The 15,730-nt window shown below is 43.1% G+C and carries 18 protein-coding genes and 3 pseudogenes; 9 read left to right on the plus strand and 12 right to left on the minus strand.

All coding sequences use genetic code 11. The features are described 5' to 3' along the window. Positions 1–2: 2 nt before the first annotated feature. Complete coding sequence (locus tag OGV65_RS25270; RefSeq protein WP_286455574.1) at positions 3–977, minus strand: ankyrin repeat domain-containing protein; 975 nt, start codon at positions 975–977, stop codon at positions 3–5. Positions 978–1,299: 322 nt separating this feature from the next. Here OGV65_RS25270 and OGV65_RS25275 point away from each other — a divergent pair, with 322 nt between their 5' ends. From OGV65_RS25275 to OGV65_RS25295, 5 genes are all read left to right on the plus strand, one after another. After that, a complete protein-coding gene (locus OGV65_RS25275) occupies positions 1,300–2,151 on the plus strand; it encodes a DUF6387 family protein (protein WP_286455575.1) in 852 nt (283 codons plus the stop codon). A gap of 184 nt (positions 2,152–2,335) precedes the next feature. Then, a complete protein-coding gene (locus OGV65_RS25280; RefSeq protein ID WP_286455576.1) occupies positions 2,336–2,542 on the plus strand; it encodes a helix-turn-helix transcriptional regulator in 207 nt (68 codons plus the stop codon). A 205-nt stretch (positions 2,543–2,747) separates the two neighbouring features. Next, positions 2,748–3,008: a hypothetical protein gene (locus OGV65_RS25285; protein WP_286455577.1), complete on the plus strand. Its 261-nt coding sequence runs from the start codon at positions 2,748–2,750 to the stop codon at positions 3,006–3,008. 318 nt (positions 3,009–3,326) lie between these two features. Beyond that, complete coding sequence (locus OGV65_RS25290) at positions 3,327–3,578, plus strand: hypothetical protein (protein ID WP_286455578.1); 252 nt, start codon at positions 3,327–3,329, stop codon at positions 3,576–3,578. A gap of 1,118 nt (positions 3,579–4,696) precedes the next feature. Continuing rightward, entirely contained in the window at positions 4,697–4,891 is a 195-nt protein-coding gene (locus OGV65_RS25295) for a hypothetical protein (protein WP_286455579.1), read from the plus strand. A 300-nt stretch (positions 4,892–5,191) separates the two neighbouring features. Here OGV65_RS25295 and OGV65_RS25300 read toward each other — a convergent pair whose 3' ends face one another. Further along, a complete protein-coding gene (locus OGV65_RS25300) occupies positions 5,192–5,755 on the minus strand; it encodes a helix-turn-helix domain-containing protein (protein WP_286455580.1) in 564 nt (187 codons plus the stop codon). A 244-nt stretch (positions 5,756–5,999) separates the two neighbouring features. On the opposite strand from OGV65_RS25300, the gene OGV65_RS25305 reads away from it, so the two are divergent. Together OGV65_RS25305 and OGV65_RS25310 are read left to right on the plus strand one after the other, a co-directional pair. Next, the gene (locus OGV65_RS25305; RefSeq protein ID WP_286455581.1) at positions 6,000–6,536 is read left to right on the plus strand and encodes a hypothetical protein; all 537 of its coding nucleotides are present in this window, start codon (positions 6,000–6,002) and stop codon (positions 6,534–6,536) included. Positions 6,537–6,681: 145 nt separating this feature from the next. Then, entirely contained in the window at positions 6,682–7,107 is a 426-nt protein-coding gene (locus OGV65_RS25310; RefSeq protein ID WP_286455582.1) for a hypothetical protein, read from the plus strand. Positions 7,108–7,274: 167 nt separating this feature from the next. Here the strand turns inward: OGV65_RS25310 and OGV65_RS25315 are convergent, their stop codons facing one another. The 9 genes and pseudogenes from OGV65_RS25315 to OGV65_RS25355 form a co-directional block, all read right to left on the minus strand. After that, on the minus strand, positions 7,275–7,595 hold the full coding sequence (locus OGV65_RS25315; RefSeq protein WP_286455583.1) for a cell wall-binding protein: 321 nt from the start codon (positions 7,593–7,595) through the stop codon (positions 7,275–7,277). Between the two features lie 26 nt (positions 7,596–7,621). Further along, positions 7,622–8,008, minus strand: coding sequence for an SEN1984 family lipoprotein (locus OGV65_RS25320; protein ID WP_286455584.1), 387 nt, complete (start codon positions 8,006–8,008; stop codon positions 7,622–7,624). Positions 8,009–8,044: 36 nt separating this feature from the next. Continuing rightward, the gene (locus OGV65_RS25325; RefSeq protein WP_286455585.1) at positions 8,045–8,323 is read right to left on the minus strand and encodes a hypothetical protein; all 279 of its coding nucleotides are present in this window, start codon (positions 8,321–8,323) and stop codon (positions 8,045–8,047) included. A gap of 179 nt (positions 8,324–8,502) precedes the next feature. Then, the gene (locus OGV65_RS25330; protein WP_286455586.1) at positions 8,503–9,726 is read right to left on the minus strand and encodes a relaxase/mobilization nuclease domain-containing protein; all 1,224 of its coding nucleotides are present in this window, start codon (positions 9,724–9,726) and stop codon (positions 8,503–8,505) included. After that, the gene (locus OGV65_RS25335) at positions 9,695–10,129 is read right to left on the minus strand and encodes an ATP-binding protein (protein WP_286455587.1); all 435 of its coding nucleotides are present in this window, start codon (positions 10,127–10,129) and stop codon (positions 9,695–9,697) included. The genes OGV65_RS25330 and OGV65_RS25335 overlap by 32 nt, the downstream gene beginning before the upstream one ends. 206 nt (positions 10,130–10,335) lie before the next feature. Next, a complete protein-coding gene (locus OGV65_RS25340; RefSeq protein WP_286455588.1) occupies positions 10,336–11,283 on the minus strand; it encodes an ankyrin repeat domain-containing protein in 948 nt (315 codons plus the stop codon). Continuing rightward, positions 11,276–11,518, minus strand: coding sequence for a hypothetical protein (locus OGV65_RS25345; protein ID WP_286455589.1), 243 nt, complete (start codon positions 11,516–11,518; stop codon positions 11,276–11,278). The genes OGV65_RS25340 and OGV65_RS25345 overlap by 8 nt, the downstream gene beginning before the upstream one ends. Before the next feature lie 547 nt (positions 11,519–12,065). Beyond that, positions 12,066–12,176: pseudogene (locus OGV65_RS25350) on the minus strand (IS66 family insertion sequence element accessory protein TnpB); the annotation flags it as partial. 634 nt (positions 12,177–12,810) lie between these two features. Beyond that, on the minus strand, positions 12,811–13,338 hold the full coding sequence (locus OGV65_RS25355) for a helix-turn-helix transcriptional regulator (protein WP_286455590.1): 528 nt from the start codon (positions 13,336–13,338) through the stop codon (positions 12,811–12,813). Between the two features lie 593 nt (positions 13,339–13,931). On the opposite strand from OGV65_RS25355, the pseudogene OGV65_RS25360 reads away from it, so the two are divergent. Then, a pseudogene (locus OGV65_RS25360) lies at positions 13,932–14,189 on the plus strand (transposase); the annotation flags it as partial. A 67-nt stretch (positions 14,190–14,256) separates the two neighbouring features. Then, positions 14,257–15,408, plus strand: a complete 1,152-nt coding sequence (locus OGV65_RS25365; protein WP_191249251.1) for an IS30-like element IS30H family transposase — start codon at positions 14,257–14,259, stop codon at positions 15,406–15,408. Positions 15,409–15,417: 9 nt separating this feature from the next. On the opposite strand, the pseudogene OGV65_RS25370 reads toward OGV65_RS25365, so the two are convergent. After that, positions 15,418–15,666 (minus strand): annotated as a pseudogene (locus OGV65_RS25370) (transposase); the annotation flags it as partial. Between the last annotated feature and the right edge of the window lie 64 nt (positions 15,667–15,730).

The following is a 15,730-nucleotide window of genomic DNA, read 5'->3' on the forward strand; positions in this document are numbered from 1 at the left end:
TATTACAGTCTTCCGCCATTTTTAGTTATGGCGGGTTTACCTCTGCTGCTTTTCAGAACCCTTGCAAGTTCTCTCTGTTCTCGTCGGGTTTTATAGGCGACAAGTTCTTTATGATTTTTATCTCCCTCTGTCTTTGTCAGATCAACAAGAAAATCATTTCTAATCATCCATTTAACAGTTTCTTTATTAATGCCTTTATACAGCGGTATCCTTTTATCGTTGTAAAATTTAACATCATGAATATCACTGACGTAGTTAAGCATCAACAAAATATCTTTATAATCTTCAATATAACTGTTGATGATGACGTGGTTTTTATTCAGCTGAATGCTGAACCCCAGTTCGTACAGGTCAAACAGAAAAAAAGCAGTCTGATAGTTACAGAAATCGACATGTAATGTTCTCTTCTGAAATTTATCAATATGGGAGAGAATGATTTCAAAAAACTCATCACTGCGGAAGTTTTCAATAATACCTTCTCCTGCATGGTTTATGATGTTAACGTCACATCCGGTGTCAATTGCCAGGGACAGTACTTCCGGGGACACGGGACAATGTAAAAGCGTGTTCCCTTTGTTATCGCTGTGGTTTATATCGCAACCCGCGCTCAGTAAGACTTTAAGGCTTTCAGGGTTTCTGATATGGCCATAAATACAGCTCCGTCCATAAATATCCGTTTGCTTCAAATCCAGACCCAGACTGATTAATTTCTCAAGCAGTACAGGATCTTTTTGATAGTGGAGTGCATTTTGCCCTGCATCATTAATATGATGAATATTAATGCCATTACTGATAAGAAATGCCATTGCTTCAGGTGTTCTGCATTCAAAAAGTGCATTATTCCCGTTGTTGTCAGTGATATTTATATCGTTACTCGGGCTCAAAAATCGCTCCACATCGCAGTGTGATGTGGCCTTAAAGAATGACTCCTGAATATAAAAATCAAATAATCGTTGTATGTTCATCGGTATTTCCATCAGTATCTCCCTTATTTTATGCCAGTCAGATACTACATATCAGATATTCCGTGGGATGCAAGAGGGAAAAGCTGGCATTTCTGCTGTACGGGAGACAACCATCAACAAACCACCCGTTAATACAACAGAAATGCCTGAGGTAAATTTACGACAGTCTGCGGATTTTGTGCAAATGATTCCTTTCGTTTTCTGTATAGAGGGGGGCATCCGGCTCCCCTGACAGATCGTTCTCACGGATGGTTATCATGACTGAATGATGACTTCCGGTGGCGGCATAAGTCACTTATGATGAAGCGGAACAGATTTTTTGCATGGGGATCATATGAAGAACTGGAACGCGACGCATACAAAAGAACTGAAAAAATGGTTTAACCTTGATAACTACAGGAAATTTGAAGAGCTGCCGTTGATCCTGTTGTACCACGAACTCCTGGCCAGGACCTTCTTTTTTAAAACGCCACCTGAAGGTAACGAAGAATTCTTTATCGGGATCAACCGTAACAAAATCTGTAACGGCAACCCTTTTCTGGTCCCTCCGGAGCGGTTGGGTGATCTGGACCCGTTCTATCGCCTCTTTCAGCCTCCTCATCTGGTATTGCCAACAGTAGACCGGATCGCGCTGTTGAGTATTGTCTTAATGCAGCGTGGGATCTTTTCCTGGCAGGGATACAATGAATATGGAATAAACGAATATTTTGAAGACACATCCGTTGGTGATGCTGTTCCGGATCTTTTTGACCGGACGGTCATGTTTGAAGTCGATTTAGCCAGCGGTACGGATGAGGAAATAGCGGAATCACTGAAATCAGTGTTACCACAGTGGCGCAGGGTGAAACATATTGCGCCGGATCCCCTCGAAGCCATCCGGTTCGGGTATGGCACGATCAAAAAAATCATCAACAACCGTATCATTCCGATGCTTGATATTCTTGCCTGGGCGAAGGAGCAGGATGTTCGTATCTCAGACGGCTGGCTGTCACGACTGCTGTACTCTCTGGATGATGAAGAGGTGCGGTATGATGACCAGATAAAGGACACGGATCGACCGCTGGCAATGAAAGCGACGACAACCGATTTTATCAGGCAGTTTCATTTTTTTATGAACAAAAACAGTCATCTGAAGGATATGGCCGTTTCGGATGTGCTTAAGCTGGCCGCGCGTGACCAGAATTAGTCTGCCAGTGATGCCATAACAGGGGAATTTCGGGGCCACGAAATTCCCTGATACTGACTGCGCCGGTTTTCCGGCAGGCCGGTTTATCCGGAAAACGGCCTGTCTGCCTGTCTGAAGCTCCCTCCTTTTTATTTTCGTTCTCCCGTATTGTTCTCCTCACTGACGCAACAATGAGGAAAACAATATGAAAAATCAAACTCTCCGCCTGCTCCGTCTTCCTGAAGTGCTGAATAAAACAGGCTATGGCAGGGCCTGGATTTATCGTCTTATCCGGGAAGGGCGTTTTCCCCGGCCGGTTAAAACAGGAAGCCGATCCATTGCTTTTATTGAAAGTGAAGTCGATGCGTGGATCCAGTCCGTCATTGACCGTTCACGTCAGCAGGCAGCCTGACTCCGGAGCATTTTTATGAAAAACGACAACTCAGATTATAAAAATAGCCGTTGCTATTCAGGGGAAGCAAGGGCACCACCTGAATGGCGACAACAGTCCTGAAAAATCAGAATATATACGCAGTCATGACACCCGTAAATAATAAATGAACCTGAAAACGATATAAATACTCAGGTTTAAAATAAATAAGTACAGGAGAATAAAAATGAATATTTCCATTTCCGTTTCACAAGGTAAAGAGTTTGTTTGTGCATTTGTTACTTCGCAGGAGAATCTCGATAAGGCTGCTGAGGAATATCGGGATTATTCAGTGTCGGATGGAGACGCCAGTTTCCTGCAGACCCTTATTTTTATATTGTTTTCTGTAGCGTATGAAGATGGTACAGAAATTACAACAGACACGGATGTGGCGAAATATATCGCACATCTGGTCAATGAAAAAAATGCTGGCGGAAAAAAGAAGTGATTTTTTCCTGAGAAAGACAGGGCGGCTACAGAGAAAAATGTCTGCTGCCCCTGTTTTACGACGTAGATGGTTCCGTCAGGACAAACCGATGTCAGCTATAAAGATATTCTTCGTCATTGCACTGTGCAGGCTGAATAGACTAGCCCCCTGGATCTCCAGACAGCTTGTATCATTTAAATAAGTGATAGCCTTAATACTGGTTTTTAGACTGGTCGTTGGAGGCTGGATGAATAAATATCTGATTTTGCCTGGTTTAAGCAGATGACTGTGATGCATACAGATAAAAATAACCTTACCCGACAGCAAAGGAGATTTAATATGGTTAACGAATTTACGGTTCCGGATGATAAAACTTATGTCTGCACCTTCATTGCCTCCCCGGATGATATGAAGGAAGCGATTGAATCCTGCCGGAAGTACTTAAACCGTGAAGAAGAAACTGAATTTTCGAATATTTTTATGTTTATGCTGTATGGTCTGTTGAAGTATAGCGATACGGAAATAACCATCAACGCAGAGCTGCAGGAATGTCTGGAATCCCTCGTCAATGAGAAACAGTCCCGGAGATGAAAACGTCATTGACGAGTCCTTCCCGGGCAGGACTGGCCTGGATTTTACCGAAGTTCTGTCAGTCGGCATCAGCAGACCGGATCATTCCTGAACAGGCAGTCCGGACGGGTCTTCCTGTCGTCGTAAAGTCTGACGGGGATTTGTTCTGCAGGAGACTCCCTTTCAGGGGGCAATCTGAAGAACAACGGGTTTTGGTTGATTTTTCGGTTCTGACTTTATGTATACGCTTTTTGCCCCGTAGATTTGGTACCGGATAAAGCAGAATGATGGCCAGGAAACTGCCGGAAGCGCCAACAACCTGATGGAACATTTCCTCAGATACCTGAAAAATGGATGGATGCCGGCACTGATGGTGCGGGAACTCCAGCAAAGCCGTCCCTCCGAATCATGGGTTGTATCACAGGTGCTGACAGAGACAGCAGATTCCACGGTTCTGTAACGGTGGATTACCCTCAAATAAGCCGGAAAACCAGCACTCATAACGCGGTGCGCTGGAGCAGCCACGGCAATGAAACCAGGATTAATCTTAATATATGAGAAATAACTTAAAAAATCCGGATAAGGACTTGCTCTGTGCTACAGGGCTGGTAGGGTCCACTAAGGGTAGTATGTAAGAACTGCGATAATAAGAACCGCCTCACTCTGAATTGCCCCCGGGCCGGGGGCTTTTTTTTCAGAATGCCTTCTCCTGAGGTGTTCTTCCGGTGTTGCAGGCATTATCCAGAGGGCTGAAATTTACACCGTACTCCAGATCTCATATTATGTTGCTCAGTAAAAAATAAATTTCAGAAATATATATCTGACAAGCGGAAACGAAAAGACGATTGTCCGGTAGTGCTGTCATTCCTGTCGCGTTCGCAGGAATATATACTGTGTAAAATGTTACAGTGATATCAGGCAGAAATACTGCAAAGTTGATCAGCAAAAATATCATCATTATGATTCCTGGCAACTGCCATGCTGAAAATCTTCATCCCAGGATTTTTCCTAAAAGGATATTGTAAGGGGTTGCCATATATTCCTCGTCTGGTAGGGTTTCTCCTCTTCAGGATATGCCAGACAGAAATATGAGATAATACTCGCTGAACAAGAATATATTTTCATGAATGGAGTAATGTATGACTGAAAATGAGAAGCGTCTGCGTGGCAAACGTATCCGGGTGGCAGCAGCAGAAATGCGTTATCAAAAAGCGTGCTCAATGCCGGCTGTTCCCGGGCGTCACCTGACAGTGATGCGGCTCGAAATTGAGCGGATGAAGACGGACCTGGATGATGCTGCCCGGGCCAGCAAACGCAGGGATGAGTACACGTAATACATCTGTATTATTATTTCCGGATGCCTTAATTAGTGGCTGTTTCAAATATAAAAATGCCCCGACTTTAGCTGTCTGAGTTTGTTTATCGTCATCCTGGTTCATCCGTCAGGATATTTCCTCGCTCCATCGCTGTCTGTAACTTTAAGGTTTAATGCACTATTCGATAAACATTCCACAGCATAGCACACCATAGCATGCCAGTTCTTGTCGCGATCATTTTGCTACCATACCGTGCTGTAAATTCTTTGTGGGCGAGTCTGCGGTGATAAGGGGTTATCACTGACGCAGGTGCGTCAGTCAGAATGGGATATCGTCTGCAGGTGCAATCTTTCTGGTTTTTCCGGTCGTCTTTGTTCTTCTTCCTGAATGATAAAGACTGAAGGCATTGTCAAAATCCTCAGTCTCTGCCCTGGATTTCCTGAACTTATCCATCTGCTCTGCATTAAAGCGGTGAGGAATACCTTTTACACATAAATTCGAATTCAGGTAAACATGACCATCAGGAGCATCCCTGAGCAGTATTTTTTTGTCAAAGAGCTCCCTGAATGCACGTGAAACATTGGATTTACACAGTCCAAGTTCTCCGGCAATTTTTGCCTGTGAAAAATTCACCAGAATGTTCCCGTAATCAAGGACTGAAAAGAGATAGATAACAATTTTAAACGACGTGGGAGTCAGTTTCATTCTGGCGAGTGTGGCAATGTTACCTTTGAATATCAGAGAAAAGTCGTCGCGAAAGGACGTCTTTTTGTGCGTGCTGGTTTTGACACTGATTTCTTCTAATTCTTCAGGGCTGACGTCAAGGGCTTTTGCGATAACGGCTTTTTGTTGTTTGGTTAAAATGATATTTGTGTCTGACATAATGCCTCCTTTTTATTATTGTGATATCACTTATGGCATATTAAAAATTATTGTCAATGGTATTTTTAATGAAATGTAATTATTTTTTTAAAGTTTTTATCTGACAGGGATATCAGGCTGAAACAGGACAGGTTATGAGAGTTATTACGAAGAGGGGTAAGTTTTACCATCACCTGTTATGAGATGAATAATTTTTGGTGGTGAACTTCATAATCATGGTGGTGTGATAATGCATTGATTTGGTTTGGTTATTTTCCATTTCGTTTTGCAAGATAAAAGAATAATAAAGAAACAAGAAACCACAGCTTCGCACCTGATTGCCATAAAGTTCACATGTGTACTCTATGATAAGCACGGTTATTGCTGGTTTGCTTCCTGTTTTATTCTTTCTTTTAATGAAGCCCGCGCCACCTGCATGTTGCGCCACCGGGCTTCAGTACGTTGCTGCTGTGTTTTACATACTGAATGTAATACGCTTCGCGCAGGTCGTCTGATATCAGTGATTTACCGGCAGTCAGAATACGGCTCACGCCGGAAACCCACCGGAAAAACACGGGTACCTTCAGCGGGTGAGTGCTGTGGGCACTCAGCGGCGCTGCATGTGATTTTTATCAGAAGGGCTTTGTCTTTGGGAGAAAAAGTTAAATGTCATGTCTGTCCGGAGTCATGGGCGGAAGCCGGTGCAAAGCACCCTGTTAAAAATATTCCTGAGGTTTTTTATCTGAACAAAGGAAATGACACTACAGGCGAAAGAAAATATCCATCTGTTTATTTTCCCTGAATTATCCTGACAGCGTCAGTTGCCGGAGTTTCTTTTGATAAAAAACATTTCTTTCTCAGGAGGATGAAATTATTTTCGCGGATGTATTGATTTTATATCCAGACCTGATAGTACTTAATTATAAAAACTAAAAAAGGAGTGAATTATGCGTAATGACGGCACCCTGTCGCAGGAAGAGAAATTTATACTGATTATTGATAAATATATTACCCGGCATCCTGAACAGGCTAAAAATAATGAATTCTACCGTAAATTCTATATGTTGTTCGTCGGTTATCACCTGAAGTATTTTTATGCACGGTCGCAGTACAGCAATTCGTGTTTTCACGTGGATAATATCATGCAGATGTTTATCGGTGTTGTATCCCGTCTCAACGGCAACCTGCTCAGACAGCTCGCCAACAGCGGCCCACTGCTTCAGTCCCTTAACTCGCTTGTGAGCTATATTTCAAAAGACCCTGATGAGGCTGAGCGCATCTATGCTGATTTACTGGCACAGTATGAGAGAGGGCGTATCTCGCGTTCGATGGCATACACACCACCACGTCCAGGCGGCAGGAAAAGACTGTGAGGCTTCGGGAGGGTTAAGGACAATACAGCGCGATGGCGACGTCGTATCATCCACAACTGTCAACATCTCACTGCGTTGTCCTGTTCGTGGCGCTGCGCCGGATCCGGGCACAAAAAAACAGGAGCCTGTCATCCGGCATCCTGCCCGGGACGGGTTTTTTTGCGGTCTTACCTGTCAACGACCTGCCAGCCATCATCTGTTCTGACCAGCGTGACAGCAGCGGTACGTTTCTCGTTGTCGACGACTGCAGTGACGTTGCACTTATAGCTTTTATCCGACTCTTTGACACAGTCGTGTTTTTTGACGGAGTTTAACGTCCGCAGTGCATCTTTCGGGACATCTTTACCTGCTATGGATTTAACGATGGCATTCGTCTGCTCCACGACCTTATTCATCGCAGTGTAAATATCCTGCTCAGACGGTTCACTGTTACACCCGCTGAGGAAAAAAATGGAAGCAACGAGTGTGGTAAAAGCATATGTTTTCATAAATTCATTCCTGGGTGTAAGGGGATTTACTGAATAAGACCGGTTTTCATCCTGGTGTTGTTTTCAGAGAATGTCCACTTACTAACCGTTCCGCCTTTAAATTCGATTTCCAGCGTTCTGGCCTGCGACTGTGAACCCCCCGTCAGCAGTCCAACAACGGGAATGAATGTGGTGGCATCAAACTGGTTGTTATTCATAAAATAAGTCCATTCTTCATTACCACTGTCCAGCGTGGTTCTGGTATCCGGTTCACCCAGTTCGGTAATGATTTCTGATTTGGTGGTTTTATTTTTGATGATTTTCGACTGCAGACTTTGTGATGTTTCGTTTTTGAGTCGCTGATTGCCTGATGTTGAGCAACCAGAAGTAAGAAAAACGGAAATAACAAATACAGAAGCAATGAGTCTGTTCATAAACGCTCTCATTTTAATGTGTTATAAAGTGTGAAATTAATTTCGTTGTATAAACACAACCCGGTCTGCATAGACCTTTTTTATTTTGTATATAAGAAAAATACAGCTTACGAAAAACGTAATGACTGCGACAGGCGTGCTTCCGGTCCATGAAAAGGCTAGCCAGCTGAGACCGAATGCGACGAAGGGAAACAGTAATGCCACGCTGGCCGGACTTTCACCGTAAACCACTTTTGAATGCCATCCGGTGCAAATTTTAACGCCGTAGGGACTTTCTTTAAAACAAAAGGGGCACTGAACGGTCTGGTTACTCATTGCGACTCCCTGGCCTGATTTAAGGTGATGTCTTTCAGAGGATTTTCGATGAATGAACCGCTTTAGTAAAATTGCTTGTACCGATCGATGGATCTTTTGCGATAGGTTATAACTATCATAACTATATTATCGATCTGTATAAACGATCAATATTTTATTGACTGTCACTGGTTTATGGACTAGCCCACCTGTGGTGGGCGACAGTGATTGTTTCTAACCGATTGTTCCTTAAGTGGATTGTTTGCCCTGAAATAATCCGGTGTCAGAAGGTGCAAATGCCAAATCTGGCGGAAAGGGTGTGCTGTGGCATGCAACAGAGACTGGCCCCGGCGCCTGAGAAGCGTCACAAGATGGTTGAGCACGACAAGCCAGGCATGCAGACGACGCTGGCGGGGTATCTGACGGGCTGTATTGTGCAGTTTGTTCCTGAGCTGAATGACATCCACTGTTTCCTGTTGCCTTTCCTGACGAATTTTTTCTTCAAGCTGAAGGATTTTCTCCAGAATGGTTTCCCGGTTTACCGCCTGTTCTTCAGGTTCGTATGCTGGCACTGGCACTGGCACTGGCACTGGCACTGATGCGGGAGCTGGCTTTTGCTCCCTTTCCAGCAGGAGCAGGTGTTCGGGTGAATAATCAATCAGCGTTTGCAGAGAAGACCAGCCATACTTTTTACCGAGCTGAGAGGCTTTAAAGGCAATGCCCTGGTACTGAAAAGAAAACCCGTTCATTTTTCCCGTCGACGCGATATTAGGTTTGCAGGTCACGCCAGCCTGTTGCAGCAGTCGGACAAAGGTCAGTAAATCGGGGCGGTCGGTTAAAACATTATCAATCAGACCCTGCAGGGCAGACCTGGGGCAGGGCGTTGCCGTTCGTTCCGCCATCTTCAGCTCATTGCGGGAAGGCTTACCTTTATCCCTGCGACGGCTGCCTGTGGCGGGTGTCGTTTCAGTGAGCCCGTGCACGCGTTCCAGCTCGCTGATAATCCGGGTACTGATAAGATTTTCATTTTTTCCCAGGTACAGCTTTCCAACGGCCAGGTTAATGCGACTGGCAATAATATGGATATGCTGCCCGTCGGTATCGTCATGCAGGATATAACAACGCAGGTGTGTTTCCGTGAACCCCATCCGGGCCATGTAATCGTCAGCAAATGCGGTCCATTTTCTGACGGAGAGTGTTTCTCCCTCTGGCAGGCGAAGTGAATTATGCCAGACGGGTCTGGCAACATCAGGTCGTAGCTGCCCGGCGTGTTCAAACTCACTGATGAGTTCTGCAGCTGTACTGCCGGTCATATTGCCACCAGTAACATAAGGCGTGACCTTGTGATGAGTGCCAGGCTTCAGACTGTAGAAAACCACGCCTGCGAACTGTTTACCCCTTTTTATTTTCTGCATGCCTTTCATCGGTCTGACTCCGGAAGGAGGAGGGGAGGAGATGCTCACGAAGCAGATGTATTTGTCTGCGGAGGGCAAAGAGTTCGGTACGTGTGAGTTCGCTGTCAGGGCTTTTGCTGCAGAGATGCTCTGACAGGTGATTTAAATCCTGCGAAAGCCTGCCGAGTTTAATCCATGCCTCACGGTTTATTTCAGGCAGTACCGGCGGGAGCTTGTTCAGGGAAGCCATTCTCAGCCATTCACCTTTCTTATACTGGCCTCTTTTACTGTCGAGAATAATTAATTCTTTTTTATTTAATCTGACGCTGACGCAGTGGGTTCGTCTCTCATTGTGTGGAAGTTTGTCCGTATAAAATTTTCCGCGCCTTGTCACCCTGGTTATGTCATCGTCATTATTTATGTTGTTATTCATGTTCATCCTTATTTCATATGCTGTATGATTACAGATAACGGATGAAATAAATAAGTCAAGCTGTTGCAGTGCAAATAATAAAATTAATCAGTAAATGATAAAATGAGTAAGCCATTTGTCAGAAAACTTACTCGTCAGGACTTATCCGGTTATTTATCATGAATGGAATCTTTCAGGCCGGACAGGGAATGATTAACGCAGAAATTTCATATTCTTTTTCTCTTCGGTACCGGGGTGAGTTCAGGTTTCATGACCCTGAATAAGTCCTTTTTCTCTCTTCCTGCTATATAATCAAAGACTTTATCAGAATCGGCACGTTTTCTCAGAATGTCGTCATCCATTCTGATACCATTCCGGATAAACCATTTGATGATTTCAAAACCGGTATAGCTGCAAATATGTTTATTTTTATCATTATAAAAATGAACATGACTGATGTCCGTGTATGTTTTTAATTTCCCGAAAAATTCTTTCATATCTTTTACATACAGAGAAAGGGTACAGTGTTCAGCAATGGTAAAGTTAAGTCCTTTCTGATGAAGTAAAGCTATCAGGGATAACCCTTCAGCAGAAAGATGCCTGAACAGAATGGGGGTGTTATCTGTCCTGTCGATATGACGAGTGACAGCGCTTAATTTATAATCATACACAATCCCTTTTCTGTCTGGCAGGTGCAGTGCAGTGTTACCGTCATTATCCCTGTGGTTAAGGTCACAACCCGCATTTACCCAGTAATCAAGACTGTCATGCCTGAACAACCGGTAAAGAAGCGTTTGTCCGTCATTATCTGTACTGTTAACATCCACCCCGGCTTTAATGAGAATGGCGGAACATTCTTCATTATGCCACTGATGGAAAAGGCAGGTCTCTCCCCGGTTATTTACATGGTGAATATTAATGCCGGAGTCGATTAACAGTCTGAGTATTTCCGGCGTTGTTCCACGAAACAGAACCGTATTGCCGTGACTGTCTGTATGGTTCAGGTTTATTCCCGCTTCAATCATGGCCTCAATCGCACTGAAGTGATAGTTATAAAATAACGCATTTTTACCTGACTGGTCCAGCGCGTTAATATCGATTCCTGCTGCAATGCAGTCCAGGACGTCTTTTTTTGTTTTACTGAAAAATAAACTGTTAACTGTATGATTATTCACAGGCGCTCTCCTTTCTTAAGCTGTATTTTTTATAAGTGTCAGGATTGTGTCCATAATCTTTTATCCTTACGATATCGTCACGGACGCCTGAAACATAATGAAGATAAAAATCCTGTACTTCATTGTGCTTTTCGGTGAATTCAGACAGGTAAGGATTATACAATCTGCAGAGTTCTGTATTATTTTTTGTTTTAACAGGATAACTGGTCAGTGTCGGGTGACAGTGTTTTTTCATTCTTATTCTCCTTTTTTGTTTTTATGAGAATAATATATATTATTAAGTTGATATAAATCAAATTTATTTTTAAATTAAAGCTTATATGATGGATTTGTATTTGTTATGTTGTTTTAATATAATGCCTTTCATAATAAATGGTTTAATTTAACAAAAGTAATGTATTTGCTGTGGAATAAAATGGTGTTGTTTTGCTTGAGTGTGCAAAAAATATACCGGTCAACATTGTCGTATTAAATAAAGATGCTCTTTTTAAAGACCGGATGTAGCGAAAAATGAATTGCCATGGCTGATTCAGACATCTCTGGAACGCTGATAATATTGATGTTTATATTCCCCTGGTGACAGCTGAACACCCGAACGATAATGCAGAGTGCACGCAGACCTTGTCCTCAGCCAACGAAACTGAACTGACTGTATTTCATCGAAGTTTTTATTCAGTACAGTGATACGGGCGAGGTAATCCTGAGACATCGCCACTTTTATGACGCGGCCATGATTTTTTCAACGTTGTTAGCGAGTTAAGGCGAGATGTTTTTGGCTGGCGTCACTCCAGTTTATCAGGCAGAATTACCAGCTGTGACAGAGTAATGGTCACCTTTCCATCGCGCACTGCAGGCCCGACGAACCACCATTCCTTAATGAGGGGGAGACCATCTCATCACTTACAAAAAGTCGGCGTTACGAATCGCATATTCAGTTTCGTAAAGTGGAGTCCGATGCCAGAAAAACATTGACCTTAAAGAGCATTGATGGGTTGAAGAGAGAATATATCGTTGGATGAACTTCTTCGATACTGATCCGTTGGGAGAAAAAGGTCGAAAACTATGAAGCGATGCTACATTTAACCTGCGGCATCATTGTCTGCAAAAAAATCCTGTTGGGACAGGATTTAAAATATATAGATTAAAATGGTATTAATTTATATATGGATTAATACCACATTTAATAAAGTTTGCACAAAAAACAAGATCCGACCAAAGAGGTAGCGGTGTTGGTTGCAGGAGCCCGGGACGACAGGAAATCGAAGAGCAGTAAAAGCAGACGTGATCATAGCATAAGCAGTGTCTCTATTATGAAAAATAAAGTGTCCCCGACTGTTGGCACAGTATGGAAAGTTATTGATCTGGCAATGAAAGATATCAACCGATGGAATTTAATTAGCAAAAACTGGAGAGTGCAGATAAGTTACATTTTCGAGTTCGGTGACCATATGAGTGATTAATACAGTGGCAGTTACACAGAATTGTTTACCTGTTCCTATAGGAACAGATCCCTTGAGCGTTTAACATTCATTTTTTTAAAGAATTAAGGATGTGACTGTGAATCGTCTTTGGGTCACGCCCCAGGTTCAGTGCAATCCTCTTTCTACTGATATTATTCAGGTATAATACTATAATTTTTGCTTCGAGAGGGGTAATAGTTGTGGATGTGTCATAGTGATTAATATCTGTTCTGGATATATAACGCAGTATCGCATTTTGGAATTCTATGATTTTAAAACCAATCTCATCATAAGTTCCTCCGATATATTCTACTGTCCGCTTGACAACATCAGATTGTTTGTTTAAGGAAATAAAATGTACGCCTGCATGATGGTATACCATACGAATTTTAAAAATGTAGCACAAAGAGGAGATAGTATTTCTTTCGGATAATATGGCGTAAATGTTACAGGATGATGCTATATATTGAGAGTCAGCAATGTTATTCACTTTTATAAATTTAAAAATACTATCTGGAGCAATGTGTTCAATGCATTCCCGGACGTAGTTATTTTCATAGATAATAATTATTTTATCGGGTTCTATTGTTATCATGAAGTTATCCTGTGTTTTTCTGATACTAAAATTATGAGTTCATCACTGAAAAATATCAAGTATGACAAACGTTATGCAGGACTGATAGATTCCTGATTGTAATGGATTGATATTGTTGTTTTTTTTGAATGAAAAGAGATGTTTCTGGTTATTGTATACAGCGAACACAATGTTGTTAAAAATACCGGTTATACAGAAAAATATGCATTAGCAGGCCGGTGTGAATAATTGGTATGCTACCAGATAATCAGTAACCTGATACTCATTCCATGAACCTTCTAGATTAGCCCCTTGAATCTCCAGACACATCGTGTCACTTATTAAGGGATAGTTTTAATACTAGTTTTTAGACTGGTTGTTGGAGATACTGTGAACACCTGCAACTATCTCAGTAACTGATATTTTTTCTTGCTGCAGGATTACAGACATAACAACCACAGCACCATCCGGCACTGTGGTTTTTCTTCAGACCTGCAGTTACGCTATTCACGTCTCATGCTGTGACGCATCAAACATCTTTCTGTAGCGGTTTACTGAATTTGGCCACCTGAACAGAGGTGATATGCTCATCTCAGAACAACACATGTGCTCCAATGAAAAGAAGAAATTTTAGTCCTGAATTCAAACGCGAATCTGCTCAGTTGGTTGTCGATCAAAACTACACCGTCTCTGATGCCGCTAAGGCTATGGATGTCGGTCTTTCCACGATGACAAAATGGGTCAAGCAACTTCGTGAAGAGCGTCAGGGCAAAACATCAAAAGCCTCTCCGATAACACCGGAACAAATCGAAATTCGTGAACTGAAGAAAAAGCTACAACGTATTGAAATGGAAAACGAAATATTAAAAAAGGCTACTGTAGATTCAATTGGTCAACGCAACAGTCATGTGAAAACATGTAGTTGCGGAGGATTGTTGGATGAGACGGACATTTACAGCAAAGGAAAAAACATCTGTTTTTGAACTGTGGAAGAACGGAAAAGGCTTCAGTGAGATAGCTAATATCCTGGGCTCGAAACCAGGAACCATCTTCACGATGTTAAGAGATACTGGTGGCATAAAACCCAATGAGCGCAAGCGAGCTGTTGCTCACCTGACGCTGTCTGAGCGCGAGGAAATACGAGCCGGTCTGTCAGCTAAAATGAGCATTCGAGCCATCGCTACAATGCTGAATCGTAGCCCTTCGACAATCTCACGTGAAGTTCAGCGTAATCGTGGCAGGCGCTATTACAAAGCCGTTGATGCGAATAACCGGGCCAACAGAATGGCTAAAAGACCAAAACCATGCTTACTGGATCAGAATATGCCGTTGCGAGAGCTTGTTCTGGAAAAGCTTGAGATGAAGTGGTCCCCAGAGCAAATATCAGGATGGTTAAGGCGAGCGAAGCCGCGTCAAAAAACACTACGAATATCACCTGAGACAATTTATAAGACGCTTTACTTTCGTAGTCGTGAAGCGCTACACCACCTGAACGTACAGCATCTGCGCCGATCGCACAGCCTCCGTCATGGCCGGCGCCATACTCGCAAAGGTGAAAGAGGCACTATCAACATAGTGAACGGAACGCCAATCCACGAACGTTCCCGGCATATCGATAACAGACGCTCTCTGGGACACTGGGAAGGCGATTTAGTCTCGGGTACAAAAAACTCCCATATAGCCACACTTGTAGACCGAAAATCACGTTATACGATCATCCTGAGACTCAGGGGCAAAGACGCTTTATCAGTGAATCAGGCTCTTACAGATAAATTCCTGAGCTTACCTCCTGAACTCCGGCGATCACTGACATGGGACAGAGGAATGGAACTGGCCAGACATCTGGAATTTACTGGCAGCACAGGAGTTAAAGTTTACTTCTGCGATCCTCAGAGCCCCTGGCAGCGGGGAACAAACGAGAACACTAATGGGCTAATCCGACAGTACTTTCCCAAAAAGACATGCCTTGCCCAATATACTCAACATGAGCTGGATCAGGTTGCAGCTCAGCTAAACAACAGACCGAGAAAGACACTGAAGTTCAAAACACCTAAAGAGATAATTGAAAGGGGTGTTGCGTTGACAGATTGAATCTACAGCGGCTTTTTTTAATATGTCCCGTTCGTCGGTAACCCGCTTCAGCTCTTTCTGGAGACGGCGGATCTCGGCCTGAGCATCTGACTGTTCTTTATTAGTGGAAGAATCCGGACCGTACTTCTTTATCCAGGAGTAAAGGCTGTGGGTGGTGATATCGAGACGTGTTGCAACGCTGGCAACAGAATAACCGCGATCAACAACCTGTTTGACTGCTTCAATTTTAAACTCTTCGGGATAACGCTTACCGCTCATGGGCACCTCTCTTTAAGTCATCTTAAATGACTCTGAGGTGTCTGTTAAACCTGTGGCGATTCAC

The sequence above is a fragment of the Citrobacter sp. Cb004 genome (assembly GCF_030337065.1).
Classification (GTDB): domain Bacteria; phylum Pseudomonadota; class Gammaproteobacteria; order Enterobacterales; family Enterobacteriaceae; genus Citrobacter; species Citrobacter braakii.

What these genes read in the sequence shown, in the direction of transcription:
- OGV65_RS25270 (WP_286455574.1), bottom strand. Translation starts at nt 977, where the DNA reads ATGGAAATACCGATGAACATACAACGATTATTTGATTTTTATATTCAG.
- OGV65_RS25275 (WP_286455575.1), top strand. Translation starts at nt 1,300, where the DNA reads ATGAAGAACTGGAACGCGACGCATACAAAAGAACTGAAAAAATGGTTT.
- OGV65_RS25280 (WP_286455576.1), top strand. Translation starts at nt 2,336, where the DNA reads ATGAAAAATCAAACTCTCCGCCTGCTCCGTCTTCCTGAAGTGCTGAAT.
- OGV65_RS25285 (WP_286455577.1), top strand. Translation starts at nt 2,748, where the DNA reads ATGAATATTTCCATTTCCGTTTCACAAGGTAAAGAGTTTGTTTGTGCA.
- OGV65_RS25290 (WP_286455578.1), top strand. Translation starts at nt 3,327, where the DNA reads ATGGTTAACGAATTTACGGTTCCGGATGATAAAACTTATGTCTGCACC.
- OGV65_RS25295 (WP_286455579.1), top strand. Translation starts at nt 4,697, where the DNA reads ATGACTGAAAATGAGAAGCGTCTGCGTGGCAAACGTATCCGGGTGGCA.
- OGV65_RS25300 (WP_286455580.1), bottom strand. Translation starts at nt 5,755, where the DNA reads ATGTCAGACACAAATATCATTTTAACCAAACAACAAAAAGCCGTTATC.
- OGV65_RS25310 (WP_286455582.1), top strand. Translation starts at nt 6,682, where the DNA reads ATGCGTAATGACGGCACCCTGTCGCAGGAAGAGAAATTTATACTGATT.
- OGV65_RS25315 (WP_286455583.1), bottom strand. Translation starts at nt 7,595, where the DNA reads ATGAAAACATATGCTTTTACCACACTCGTTGCTTCCATTTTTTTCCTC.
- OGV65_RS25320 (WP_286455584.1), bottom strand. Translation starts at nt 8,008, where the DNA reads ATGAACAGACTCATTGCTTCTGTATTTGTTATTTCCGTTTTTCTTACT.
- OGV65_RS25325 (WP_286455585.1), bottom strand. Translation starts at nt 8,323, where the DNA reads ATGAGTAACCAGACCGTTCAGTGCCCCTTTTGTTTTAAAGAAAGTCCC.
- OGV65_RS25330 (WP_286455586.1), bottom strand. Translation starts at nt 9,726, where the DNA reads ATGAAAGGCATGCAGAAAATAAAAAGGGGTAAACAGTTCGCAGGCGTG.
- OGV65_RS25335 (WP_286455587.1), bottom strand. Translation starts at nt 10,129, where the DNA reads ATGAATAACAACATAAATAATGACGATGACATAACCAGGGTGACAAGG.
- OGV65_RS25345 (WP_286455589.1), bottom strand. Translation starts at nt 11,518, where the DNA reads ATGAAAAAACACTGTCACCCGACACTGACCAGTTATCCTGTTAAAACA.
- OGV65_RS25355 (WP_286455590.1), bottom strand. Translation starts at nt 13,338, where the DNA reads ATGATAACAATAGAACCCGATAAAATAATTATTATCTATGAAAATAAC.
- OGV65_RS25365 (WP_191249251.1), top strand. Translation starts at nt 14,257, where the DNA reads ATGAGACGGACATTTACAGCAAAGGAAAAAACATCTGTTTTTGAACTG.